A 12309-nucleotide genomic window follows, 5' to 3' on the forward strand; every position below is an offset into this window, starting at 1 on the left:
GAACGGTTAAATAAGCTAGAGGTAGGACAGGCAAAGTTAACCGAAAAGGTTGAGGGCATCGATAATCGCCTAAAATCAGTGGAAGGAACCCAAAAAAATCAGGTTTGGACATTAATTATTCTTTTGGCAAGTGCGATCGCTACAGCCGGTTGGAAAGTATTTTTTTCAGGTAATCCCTAGAATTAACCTGTGGCTATTAGTCACAGTTTCAAGTTTTGTCATCCCAGAAAAACGATCTTCTCGAACAACCTCGAACTGGTTTAGTCTTAAAATAGTCCCCGATAGCGGACCGAGAAAATATGATCTAATGGGAGTTGATCACCATGTCTAACGAAACCGTTACCTATTCCCTAGAAGCTGTTTTGACGAGGATTGAGGGGAAAATTGACAGTTTCCAAAAAGATGTTGACCAAAAATTTGACACCCTCCAAAAAGATGTTAATCAAAAATTTGACACTTTCCAAAAAGATGTTAACCAGAAATTTGATAAAATCGATGAAAGGTTAAATAAGCTAGAGGTAGGACAGGCAAAGTTAACCGAAAAGGTTGAGGGCATCGATAATCGCCTAAAATCAGTGGAAGGAACCCAAAAAAATCAGGTTTGGACATTAATTATTCTTTTGGCAAGTGCGATCGCCGTTGCTTTCCTGACAACCTTCTCAAAGATTTGATCTAATCTCAGACAGAATTGACACACCCCACGCCGTAAACGGACGTGGATTTTTCTAGCATCACTGCTGTGAATTTATGGCTCAACGAGTCCACTTTAATTAGATTCCTGGCGAAATCCCACCCTGAGGTGGTTCTCTCCTCAGACTTTCGCGACCTTACAGAAGCCTGTTTTCGGGGGCCCGACGATACAGTTCCAAACCTCTAAAATAATTGGTTTCTTTGGTACTTGGTGCTGAGAGCTTTTACCTATAGGAGCATTCCCCTAGAGAACCCCATAACTCTAGTTTTCAAGGTGCGTTCATCGGTTGATGACTGGGTTTTTTCAGCGGTGGCTTACCCGGCCCCCTATTTTTAATATTATATATCCTATAAAGTCGCCCTCAAAGGGCGAGGCTTTCAACCCAATTTTTCGGTAAGCCGGAGGCAATTACCAACTCTTTATATGCGAGAATAGCCTGTGTGAAAAACCTAGGTAAGTGTTATGGTTGCACCTATGCAAAATAGGCAGTTTAACGGGTTGTCTAGCCAAGAAGCTGGCGATCGCTTGAAACAGCATGGCTACAACGAACTGCCCTCAACCCAGCATCGTACTTTTTTAAGGATCGCCCTAGACATTATCCAAGAGCCGATTTTCTTGCTCCTGATTGCCTGTGGTGTCATCTACCTCTTTTTGGGTGATGCTCAAGAAGCTCTGATTTTGTTGGGGTTTGTCTTTTTTATTATTGGCATCAATCTTTACCAGGAGCAAAAAACGGAACGTTCTCTAGAAGCACTGCGGGACTTATCCAGTCCTCGGGCCTTGGTGATTCGAGATGGGGAGCGGCAGCGGATTGCGGGGCGAGAAGTGGTACAGGGCGATTTGATCGTGGTGGAGGAGGGCGATCGCGTTCCTGCGGATGCGATTTTGCTGTGGTCGACTCACTTGACGATTGATGAATCGCTGTTAACCGGAGAGTCTGTTCCGGTCAGGAAACGCACCATCCAGCTGGAAGAAGACCCGAAGCACCTTTCAGCAACCTTGAGACCGGGTGGAGACGACTTACCCACTGTCTATTCTGGTACTCTTGCGGTACAAGGGCAGGGCATTGCCCAGGTGCAAGCAACGGGCATACATACTGAAATGGGAAAAATTGGCAAAGCTCTGCAAACGGTTGAACCGGAAGACACTGTCTTACAGAAAGAAACCCGTCGCATTGTCGGTAAATTGACGATGATTGCGCTTGCCATTTGCGCGGCGGTGGTCGTGATTTATGGACTAACCCGGGACGATTGGTTGCATGGCTTTTTGGCAGGATTAGCCCTGGCGATGGCAATTTTGCCCAATGAAATTCCGGTGGTGCTGGCCATCTTTCTAGCTCTGGGAGCGTGGCGATTCTCGCAAAAACAGGTACTAACTCGTCGCATTCCAGTGGTTGAAACCCTGGGTTCTGTCACCGTTCTTTGTGTCGATAAGACTGGAACCCTGACATTGAACCAAATGGCCGTCAAACAATTGTTGGTTTACAGCGGCTCCAATGCTTATCTGTACGATGTGACGCTCCACGAGCGCGAACCCTTGCCCGAAGTCCTTCATCCCCTGATCGAGTTTGGCATTCTAGCGAGTCGCAAAGATCCCTTTGACCCGATGGAGAAAGCGTTGCAGCAAATTGGTTGGGATTACCTGGCCAAGACTGAACACCTGCATAGCGATTGGCAACTACTGCGCGAATATCCCCTGTCCACCGATCTCTTGGCCATGTCCTGTGTCTGGGAATCCCTGACGGGGGAGCTTACCGTTGCGGCAAAAGGGGCCCCAGAAGCGATCGCCGATCTCTGCCATTTCAGCCCGATTCAACAACAGGAGCTTGCCGAACAGATCCAGTCCATGGCCAGAGAAGGTTTGCGAGTTCTGGGAGTCGCCCAAGGACGCAAAATGGGAACATTACCCAAAACCCACTCTCTTGAGTCATCCGGGCCTCCAGCCTACTTAGAATCTGACGATCGCTTACCTGTGCAACAACACGACTTTGAGTTTGAATTTGTGGGACTGATCGGACTGGAAGACCCGGTGCGCCCTACTGTTGCACCTGCGATCTCCGAATGCTATGGTGCGGGAATTCGCGTTGTGATGATTACGGGTGATTATCCGGTAACAGCCCAGAACATTGCCCGTCAGATTGGACTCAGGCCTTTAGACAAGGTGATCACTGGCAGGGAACTGGAGCAAATGGGTGAGTCGGAACTGCGCGATCGCATTCAAAGCACCAACATCTTTGCCCGTGTCGTCCCCGAACAAAAACTATTGATTGTCAATGCACTGAAACGCTCCGGGGAAATTGTGGCCATGACCGGTGATGGTGTCAACGATGCCCCGGCCCTCAAGTCTGCCCATATCGGCATTGCCATGGGTGAACGGGGTACCGATGTAGCGCGAGAGTCTGCCGATCTGGTCCTGTTGAAAGATGATTTTTCGTCCATCGTCGAATCGGTCAAACTGGGAAGACGTATCTTTGACAACCTGAAAAAGGGGATGGCCTATACCTTGGCCGTTCACGTTCCGATCGCCGGTATGTCCTTGATTCCAGTCATGTTTGGCTGGCCCTTAGTGCTGCTCCCCATCCACATTGCCTTTCTGCACTTAATTATCGATCCAGCCTGCACGGTTGTGTTTGAAGCTGAACCGGCAGAGAGCGATATTATGCGTCGCCCCCCCCGTAATCCCAAAGAACCCTTGTTCAGTCGTCGGACGTTGCGATTGGCTTTGCTTCAGGGGATCAGCGTTTTAGTGGTACTGCTTATTGTATTCGCGATCGCCTATAGCAACGGCAATAGTGAATTTGATGCTCGTGCCTTAGCATTTACGACATTGATTATCTCCAACCTCGCTATGATCTTAACCAATCGTTCCTGGTCCCGAACGATTCCAGAAATGCTCCAAGCTCCTAATCAGGCTTTGTGGTGGGTGATCGGCGGTGGACTCCTGTTTTTGGGATTAGTTCTCTATGTTCCCCTGCTACGACACCTGTTCAGCTTTTCATTTCTACATACTGATGATTTGCTGGTCAGCTTAGTTTCTGGAGTTGTCAGTATTTTCTGGTTTGAAGGACTAAAACTGTGGAACCGTCGGCACTTGAACATCCAAAAATAAAAAGCATCATAGATTCCACGATCGGTTACAAATTGTTGCAGCAGTGCGCTATGTAGTTGCTTGAATGAATTGTGCCTACCTACTTAATAATCAGCATGGTGGGTTAAATCATCAAGTTTAACCCTCTGCTAACCAGCGCACGGCATCCTTAGCGTGGTAGGTTAAGATAATATCGGCACCCGCCCGTTTAAAGCTGGTTAAAGTCTCTAAAGTCACCCGTTTTTCGTCAATCCAGCCATTTAACGCCGCCGCTTTAATCATCGAATATTCCCCCGACACATTGTAGGCAGCCACGGGTAAATTAGTCATTTCCTTGATTCTCCAGATAATATCCATGTAAGACAGGGCAGGTTTCACCATTAACATATCTGCTCCCTCTAATACGTCTAATTCCACCTCTTTTAAGGCTTCCCTGGCATTACCTGGATCCATTTGGTAGGTTCTGCGATCGCCGAATTGGGGGGTAGAATCAGCCGCATCCCGAAACGGCCCATAATAGGCAGAGGCATATTTAGCCGTATAGGAAAGAATCGGTGTATCACTATAACCCGCCTCATCCAATCCTTGACGAATTGCCTGCACAAAACCATCCATCATTCCCGACGGTGCAATGATATCCACTCCCGCTTTTACCTGGGAAACGGCGGTTTTTTGCAATAATCCCAGAGTGGGATCGTTTAACACCCTGCCGGTTAAATCTCCCGTTTGCAGATAACCACAATGACCGTGGTTAGTATATTCACACAAACAAGTATCAGCGACAATGAGTAGATCGGGAACTGCCTCTTTAATTGCTGTGGCCGCTTTTTGGACAATACCATGATCGTGCCATGCTCCCGTCGCCTCTGTGTCTTTACTTTCCGGCAGCCCGAATAAAATAATCGCTGGGATTCCTAAATCCCGCACTTCCTTGGCTTCGTCAACAATTTTATCGATTGATAATTGGTACACCCCCGGCATCGATTTGACTTCTCGGGCAATACCTTCCCCCGCCGTGGCGAAAAGGGGATAGATAAAGTCATTGGCTGTCAAGACGGTTTCACTCACCAGACGGCGCATTTGAGGGGTTTGACGCAGACGACGGGGGCGATGAATAGGAAACATAGTTTTTTGTGATTAAATCGGGAATCTTGTCTCGATTCTTTAGTTTAAATCTTTGCTGAGGATGAACACAAATCGATTCAGCCGGCAGCTGGCTGCCGGCAGCTATCCGCAATATTTAGTTATTTTGAGCTTAATCAAACTATTTAGGTCAAAAATGACATGATGAGGCTCTATCGTCGTTTTGAGGGCGAAAAACCAGCAATTTGACTAAAATTTAATCTTTATAGCGATCAATTTTGCTGTCGCCACCACCGCATCTCTTTACAAAACTTTACCTCATCAGTTTTCAGTTCACTGATGGCTCTCTTGGATAGAGGTGCAAGCGTTCACTGATTACTGTTTACTGTTCACTGTTCACTGACTCCCAAAATCCATCTCCATTTGCGAGAAGGATCGTTTATTCTAGGAAGTAAGAGCGATCGATTCAGGATTTTTGCTATGGCCAACTTAGGTGATTTAGTCAAAAAAGCAGTTTATTTGGGCGTAGGCATTGCTACTTATGCCGCCGAAAAAGCTGAAGTAAATTTACAAGAATTAAGAAATCAAGCCCAAAAATTAGCCGATGAAATGATTTCTCGCGGCGAAATGACGACAGAAGAAGCGCGCAAATACGTCGATGAGTTGGTGAAACAGGCACAACAGCAAACGGTGGCAGCTAACGAATCCAATATTCCCCATGAACCCCGACGGATAGAAATTATTGAAGATGAGGAAGACACCAAGGCAGCCGATCCCAAAGTAGATGAATTGCGGCAAAAGGTGGAACGTCTTCAGGAGGAATTACGGAAACTGCAACAGGATTAAAACCTAGATTTTAGCGACAAATAATTAATTATTACCAAACAAGGGACGCAAGTATAAACATGGACGATTGGCAGAAAGATTTTTGGGAAGTTATCGAAACTGTGGCGGTGGGAATTGAAAATTTTTTCCAAGAAGTAGCCCAAACTATCGAAGAAATCAATGAGGAAATTATCATCGATCTGGAACAGTTTATTCAAGAGGTTTTACCCCAAGAATTGGAAGAATTTTTTAACCTCGATGAGTCCCTATTTTCGGAATTAGATGAACCCTCGGATTTTACCCTCACTCCTAAGGTTAACCCCGATCCTAACACCCATCCTGCTTGTATCGGTTGCCGTAATTATCACGGTTATATCTACGGAGGGAATCTTCTCGTCTGCGGTTTCCATCCCTACGGTTGGGATAGTGATAGTTGTCCCGATTGGCAAGCAGAAGATTAATTATTTTTCTATAAAATCAGGTAGGGTTATTATCCCTACCCATAACTTTTATCTCAAAGCAATCATCCGTCATTTTTAGTTAAGAATTACCCTTGGGAGCATGGTAAGGTTCAGAATCAAAAGGCTGCATCCCCACATCGGGATACTCATCATTGTTGGGGCTAAAAATGCGAGCAAAAGCCTCCGTTAGGTACTGGACAAAATTGTGTAACGTATCCTTGATATTCATTGCTTTTCTCTCCGACTCTCGACAACAATCTCTGTTCAACTTCGGATAAGGTTGATTCACCCCTCCATCCCCATTATCTGGCCAGAATCTCATCAATTGTTGACTTTTGAGATAATTCTTGAATAATCTTCATAAGACTTTATATTTTTTCTGGTTTATTTAAACTTTTATAAAAATTCTTGTCTTTTTGTAAAGGAAAGATTATTCAATTAAATCGCTGAACAGATATTTGATTGTTGTCCAGAAAGGATAGTATTTTTGTTGATCATCTAAGCATAAATATCCATTGACAAGAACTTTTAATTGAGCATTATCTATCTCCTCATCCAAAAAAGGTTCGATGGCTTTTATTTTTTAGATTACCACAGTGCCGAGGTTCACCAGTCCTAAGATTTGCCTGACAGGAACATAGCAAATTGGCATAATCTAGGGGATCAACAGTGGGATCACTTTGAGGTTTAAAATGTTCTATATGGCATTTACCATCAATCAATCGATTTTCACAATAACAACATATTTCCCCCTGTTCTGTCATCAACGCTTTAATTAGTATTTCTTTTGGTTTTCCCGCTAAATTTCTAAAGTCGGGCTGCCAATCTGAGTTAGCTTGCTCTTTCCAATTCTTAAACTCCGGTGGTTCTTGTCTTTTTCTAATATACTTCATTTCCCGATAATTTCCTTGCGTCGAATAATAACTTCAGCTTTAATTAATTCTGGATCATCTTGAATTTTAGCTCTGAGATCATTGATTTTCTTTTTAGCTGCCTCTAATTGATTTTGAGAAATTTGTTCATAGATATCTTTCAAAGCTTCAGCGATTTCCTTGGGACGAGTTGTCTCTAATCCCATCAAATCTTCTAAAATTCGATCAACATTTTTGCCGTAGGACTCTTGCACGGGATGAAATTTTATTCCCATTTCTGTTTGTTCCATGAAGTGTAAACTTTCTGGTTGAACATGAGTGATAATATTAGGAGAATGGGTGGAAATAAAAAATTGACAGTTAGAAAAAACTTCTAGTAATTTAGGTACTACAAATCTTTGCCATTGAGGATGTAAATGTAAATCAATTTCGTCAATGATAATAACACCATTACCCGTTAAGGGATCAGGATTTTGAGGATTAGCAATCGCCATTCTTCGAGCTAAATCTCCCAGCATAGCAATCAGACATTTTTCTCCATCAGAAAGTTGATTAACAGTAACTATTTCATTCTTTTTTGTTACTTCCATTCTCAAGGGATTACGACGGACGCTAAGATTAGTAAAATCGGGTAGAAAACGTTCGATCGTTTCCCGAACCGCTTCCAATTGGGGATCGGGAAAACAAAAACCTTCTGGTTTAATTAGATAATCCTGATATTTTCTATTTTCATTTTCTAAATCTTCGCGCTCGCGAAACCATTCAAAAAAAGTGCGAAAATCTGCTCCACTGGTTAAAGCATTTTCGTAGGCACTTAGAGAATCAAATTGATGTTTTGTTTTAATTTTTAAGGGTATATCCAGCACTGCTCGATTAACAGAATAATAAACAAATAAAGGTAAGTTAATTTGTCCTTGATGATCAGTAATTTGTCGTTGTATTTGTTGAGTGTATTCATTTAATTGGCTAAAATTACTCCGTTCTCCAGCGTGGATATATCCAGTCCTAGTTTTTACTATTTTCCAAGTAATCTCTTGACTATCTTCCGTCACCCCAGTGATTTCAATTATAGCCGTCCCCTGACCATTATTAATCTCGGTTTTGCTAATCTGTTGTCCACTGGCATTAGTATTTTTTAGGCGATTAACTAACCATGAAAGCATAATAGCCAAACTGTCTAAAATGGTGGATTTTCCAGCACCATTAACTCCTATAAATACGTTTAATTGCCGATGAAAGTCGATGTTTAAACTGACTGCACCTCGATAATTAATAAGCTTTATAGACTTAATTCTCATGGTTTTTTGTATCGGCAAGAGCTGCTTATATTTGAGATAATTGTTAGAGAATGACTCTCGAATAATTGCCAGTAAAACTTAGATAGGGTTAAGAGACAGTAGGACAAGGAATAGAAAAAAATATCGACCAAAGAAATAATATCTAGTTTTGGCACAGAACCGGATAGTCATAATGATTATTTATCATTTACCCTCGACCAACTCAAAAAAACCCCGGCTGACTTTCCCGATCGCTGCCCTCTGTGAGACAATCGATCGAGTGTTATCCTAAACTCCGCCAATTTTCATGTCCGACGACGCTACTATTCGCACTGCTGTACAACGTCTCTACAATACCTATCCTTTCCCCCCCGAACCGCTCCTAGACGAACCTCCTCCGGGTTACAATTGGCGCTGGAATTGGATTGCTGCCTATAACTTTTGTTGTCATCGTAAACCCGAACGAGAGGATATCCGCATTCTCGATGCAGGTTGTGGTACTGGTGCGGGAACTGAATATCTGCTTGCGCTCAACCCTTTTGCTAATATAGTCGCTATAGATATCAGTGAAAAAGCCCTAGAAATCGCCAAAGAACGCTGTAATCGTTCGGGAGTCGCACCAAAACACCGAGGTTCTCTGGCTTTTCACCATTTACCCCTTGAATCGGCCACTAATCTCCCCGGAGAATTTGATTTAATTAACTGCGTCGGGGTGCTGCACCATCTCCCGGACCCGATTAAAGGGATTCAATCCCTCGCGCAAAAACTGGCCCCCGGTGGTCTGCTGCACATTTTCGTCTATGCACAATTGGGACGCTGGGAAATCCAGTTAATGCAATCTGCGATCGCACTTTTGCAGGGAGACCGACGCGGGGATTATAAAGATGGGGTCGCTGTCGGCCGAGAGATTTTTGCCTCTCTACCAGAAAATAATCGCATTTTGAAACGGGAAAAAGAGCGTTGGTCAATGGAAAATCATCGCGATGAGTCCTTCGCTGATATGTACGTTCACCCCCGGGAAGTGGACTACAATATCGATACCCTCTTTCAACTGATTGATGCGTCAGGATTAGCCTTTATTGGCTTTTCTAACCCTTCCTACTGGCAATTAGACCGTTTATTGGGTAAATCCCCCGAATTGATGGCTAGAGCGCAAAATTTAGGGGAAAGGGAACGTTATCGCTTGACGGAATTATTAGACCCGGAAATCACCCACTATGAATTTTTCCTCGCTAAACCACCGATTTTGACTGCCGATTGGTCCGGGGATCAAGTCCTCGAGAATGCAGTGGCCGAAGTTCATCCCTGTCTTTACGGTTGGCCTAGTGCAAGTGTTCTAGATTACGATTATCGGCCGGTTAATCTCTCGGAGACAGAATTTGCTTTTTTACAAGCTTGTGATGGTCGTTTAACCGTGGGAGAAATCGACGCTCAAGTTGCTTTAGGATTAACTGCTGTGCGTTCTTTACAACAGCGCCAACTACTGATTTTAAGTTAGGGAAAATTTGGGGATGTTAGAGATAGCGTCCCTTGGCAATGGGTAACTTGTGAACTAACTTGGCTAAATCTTACAAAAACTTCTTTTTTCTCAACAATTATCCCCCTCCTATCCCCATAGTTTCAGCCCCAGAATTAACCGGGGCTGAATTATAATAGTTTAAGAAAGTGGACAAGGCTGCTAAATTTCTGATCAGTCCGATTTTTGCCCATCGGCAAACGGGAGAATTTAATCATTATCCCAAGATTCCGAGGCGATTAAGTCACCAATTTGATCTCTGAGAAGGTAGTCACATCGTTCTAGTTCACATTCAACACAAACCCACTCCCGGGGGGGAATGAACTGACAGAGAGTGTAGATCGGTTGGTGTCTGCTCACTACCCCCTGTTCTACCATCTGACGGACTTCGTCCTTAATCATCCTGATAGAGTAAGCGGTGGGAGCGGTGGAGAAAGTTATGGCACTCATGGGAGATTTCCTGCAAGATCTACAAAAGAAGTCTTATCACTAACTATAGTCTAACCTATAGGGGGACAAAAGAGATTTTTTGCTGTATCGACGATTACAATTTTTTATATATAGCGAAACCCTCTCCCCGCGCCAGTTTAGGCTTAGGTTAAGAAAAGTTAAATTGATCGGCTAAAAGCTGTCGAGTCCCCTTATACCGAATCAGTGATCAGTCATCGGTGATCAGTTATCAGTTAAGCTGTTGACTATCTAGAGTTGGCTGAATAAATGTGAAATGTATGCAAGGTAAGGGTTTTGGGGATTTTCTTGCGAAACAGGTGCAAGATTTTGAGAGAATCGTGGTTCAAAACCTTGCATCTTCATCGGCCCGCGTCCTGTAGGGGCGAAGCATTCGGGCAATAACCTATCGGTGAAACCGGAGATTTTCTATCCGAATGCTTCGCCCGTACTTTTTGCCGCAAACCCTATCTAAATTACTGGTTAGGACTGCACCGGAGTGCCGGAGTTGGCAGCAGGGAGGATAAGTGAGATCGCTTGTACTTAATTTTTTCCTACGCAGTTTAAATTCAGTACAGCTGATCACTGAAAAAAGCTTCCCACTTAAACTAATAAATGGGGAATAAAAATAAAAGCCGCTACGAGTAAAGCGGCGATCGAGGCGATTAAAACGGCACCAGCGGCACAATCTTTCGCTATTTTGGCTAAATCATGGTAGGATTGCCCCACCGTCAGGTCCACCACTGATTCCAGAGCAGTGTTAATTAATTCTAAGACCATCACCAGAGCGCAGGTAAGGGAGACAATCGCCATTTCCAGGGCATTAACCCGCAAAAATAAGCCCCAACTAACCGCTACTAGGGTAATCAGGGTGTGAATGCGAAAATTTCTTTGACTAACAAAAGCATAACGGACTCCGGCCCAAGCGTAGCGAAAACTGACTAACAGATTCGAGGCGACTTGCCAAGCGTATTCTCTTTGACTGGGATTGTTGCCCTCACTCACCTGTCCCGATCGAGGGATAAAATTATTGTTGAGATAGGGATTAGATAGGCTGGTAGATTGGTTGGCTTGATGATAATTTGTCTTCATATTCCTCAATAATGCTTGACAAAAATAACTAACTATGTATCGGCATTTCGACGGTTTTTAACAAAGTTTCCTGTAAAGATAGCATTTCTAACAGACTTGTTTCATCGGGATGGTCCCAACCCAAAAGATGTAAACAAGCGTGGGCAGTTAACCAGGCCAATTCTCGCGCCAAAGAATGATTTTGTGTTAAAGCCTGTTGTTGTGCTGTCTCCACAGAGATGATAATATCCCCCAAATATAAAGGTTCTGTCTCTAAAATGCGCTCATCGACTGGTAAATCCACTTCGAGAGTGGCAAAAGCGAGAACATCCGTCGGTTGATCTTTGTGGCGATACTGGGAATTATAGGTCCGAATTTCTCGATCGTCTGTTAAGCGCAAACTTAGTTCATAACCGGCGGCAACGGGGAGATAATCCGATAGATAGCCTAACCATGTCTCCAACCAATAGTGCCAAGTTTCCCCATCCACAGGACTATTTCCGGGATTAAAATAATTATCCTGTAGGCATAAATCCACCCCTAGGGGCAAAGTCTCACTCACCAGATTTCACCCTAGGGACGCGTCAGATAGGAAATACCGACAAAAAAGCCTAATAGGGCTGCCGTAGTCAAAAAAAAGTGTTTTAACGAGACGCCTTTTTTCTTGACCATATTCCGCATCGCCAGCTTAACGTAACTGGGTTGCGCTTCCGTGGCGGTTTCTACTGCGGGGTCAGTGGTGCTAACAGGTTCAGTCATCAGTAATTCCCCAGACAAAGATTGATCGCTATAAGTGTAACAGATTATTAAAACAGTGCAAAAAAAATTCAATTATGGGAAAAATTGTTACCAGTCCGGGATAGTCAAAGTGGTCACTGCGTGCGCGTTGCGGGGGGTTTTGGGGTGGTAGGGTTTTAGGGTTTTAGTTCAATTTCCCCCCTTCCCCACTTCCCCACTTCCCCACACCCCACACCCTACA

Annotated in this window: 13 protein-coding genes and 1 pseudogene; 6 read left to right on the forward strand and 8 right to left on the reverse strand. The window is 44.0% G+C overall.

The window, feature by feature from the left end; translation table 11 throughout:
- The 3 genes and pseudogenes from IM500_RS23610 to IM500_RS23620 form a co-directional block, all read left to right on the forward strand.
- Positions 1 to 180, forward strand: a pseudogene (locus tag IM500_RS23610) (DUF4164 domain-containing protein); the annotation flags it as partial.
- A 143-nt stretch (positions 181 to 323) separates the two neighbouring features.
- Complete coding sequence (locus IM500_RS23615) at positions 324 to 671, forward strand: DUF4164 family protein (RefSeq protein ID WP_190722186.1); 348 nt, start codon at positions 324 to 326, stop codon at positions 669 to 671.
- A 482-nt stretch (positions 672 to 1153) separates the two neighbouring features.
- On the forward strand, positions 1154 to 3799 hold the full coding sequence (locus tag IM500_RS23620; protein ID WP_287739636.1) for a cation-translocating P-type ATPase: 2646 nt from the start codon (positions 1154 to 1156) through the stop codon (positions 3797 to 3799).
- Between the two features lie 117 nt (positions 3800 to 3916).
- Here the strand turns inward: IM500_RS23620 and hemB are convergent, their stop codons facing one another.
- The gene (gene hemB / locus IM500_RS23625) at positions 3917 to 4903 is read right to left on the reverse strand and encodes a porphobilinogen synthase (protein ID WP_190722184.1); all 987 of its coding nucleotides are present in this window, start codon (positions 4901 to 4903) and stop codon (positions 3917 to 3919) included.
- 438 nt (positions 4904 to 5341) lie between these two features.
- Between hemB and IM500_RS23630 the strand changes: the two genes are divergently transcribed.
- Positions 5342 to 5707, forward strand: coding sequence for a phasin family protein (locus IM500_RS23630; protein ID WP_287739637.1), 366 nt, complete (start codon positions 5342 to 5344; stop codon positions 5705 to 5707).
- A 59-nt stretch (positions 5708 to 5766) separates the two neighbouring features.
- A complete protein-coding gene (locus IM500_RS23635; protein ID WP_287739638.1) occupies positions 5767 to 6147 on the forward strand; it encodes a hypothetical protein in 381 nt (126 codons plus the stop codon).
- A 79-nt stretch (positions 6148 to 6226) separates the two neighbouring features.
- On the opposite strand, the gene IM500_RS23640 is transcribed toward IM500_RS23635, so the two are convergent.
- From IM500_RS23640 to IM500_RS23650, 3 genes are all read right to left on the reverse strand, one after another.
- Positions 6227 to 6376, reverse strand: a complete 150-nt coding sequence (locus IM500_RS23640; RefSeq protein WP_002752187.1) for a hypothetical protein — start codon at positions 6374 to 6376, stop codon at positions 6227 to 6229.
- A 322-nt stretch (positions 6377 to 6698) separates the two neighbouring features.
- Complete coding sequence (locus tag IM500_RS23645; protein ID WP_287739639.1) at positions 6699 to 7040, reverse strand: retron system putative HNH endonuclease; 342 nt, start codon at positions 7038 to 7040, stop codon at positions 6699 to 6701.
- Positions 7037 to 8317, reverse strand: a complete 1281-nt coding sequence (locus IM500_RS23650; protein WP_287739640.1) for an AAA family ATPase — start codon at positions 8315 to 8317, stop codon at positions 7037 to 7039. The genes IM500_RS23645 and IM500_RS23650 overlap by 4 nt, the downstream gene beginning before the upstream one ends.
- A gap of 286 nt (positions 8318 to 8603) precedes the next feature.
- Here IM500_RS23650 and IM500_RS23655 point away from each other — a divergent pair, with 286 nt between their 5' ends.
- On the forward strand, positions 8604 to 9794 hold the full coding sequence (locus IM500_RS23655) for a class I SAM-dependent methyltransferase (protein WP_287739641.1): 1191 nt from the start codon (positions 8604 to 8606) through the stop codon (positions 9792 to 9794).
- Positions 9795 to 10022: 228 nt separating this feature from the next.
- Here the strand turns inward: IM500_RS23655 and IM500_RS23660 are convergent, their stop codons facing one another.
- The 4 genes from IM500_RS23660 to IM500_RS23675 all read right to left on the reverse strand — a co-directional run bounded on the left by IM500_RS23660 (position 10023) and on the right by IM500_RS23675 (position 12089).
- Positions 10023 to 10262 carry a DUF4327 family protein gene (locus IM500_RS23660; RefSeq protein WP_002738935.1) on the reverse strand — a complete coding sequence of 80 codons (240 nt, stop codon included), beginning with the start codon at positions 10260 to 10262 and terminating at the stop codon, positions 10023 to 10025.
- Between the two features lie 600 nt (positions 10263 to 10862).
- Complete coding sequence (locus IM500_RS23665; protein ID WP_287739642.1) at positions 10863 to 11351, reverse strand: diacylglycerol kinase family protein; 489 nt, start codon at positions 11349 to 11351, stop codon at positions 10863 to 10865.
- A gap of 28 nt (positions 11352 to 11379) precedes the next feature.
- Complete coding sequence (ybeY, locus tag IM500_RS23670) at positions 11380 to 11892, reverse strand: rRNA maturation RNase YbeY (RefSeq protein ID WP_287739643.1); 513 nt, start codon at positions 11890 to 11892, stop codon at positions 11380 to 11382.
- A gap of 11 nt (positions 11893 to 11903) precedes the next feature.
- Complete coding sequence (locus tag IM500_RS23675; RefSeq protein WP_002752941.1) at positions 11904 to 12089, reverse strand: DUF3285 domain-containing protein; 186 nt, start codon at positions 12087 to 12089, stop codon at positions 11904 to 11906.
- Positions 12090 to 12309 lie beyond the last annotated feature (220 nt).

The sequence above is a fragment of the Microcystis sp. M179S2 genome, from assembly GCF_020245805.1.
Lineage (GTDB): Bacteria > Cyanobacteriota > Cyanobacteriia > Cyanobacteriales > Microcystaceae > Microcystis > Microcystis aeruginosa.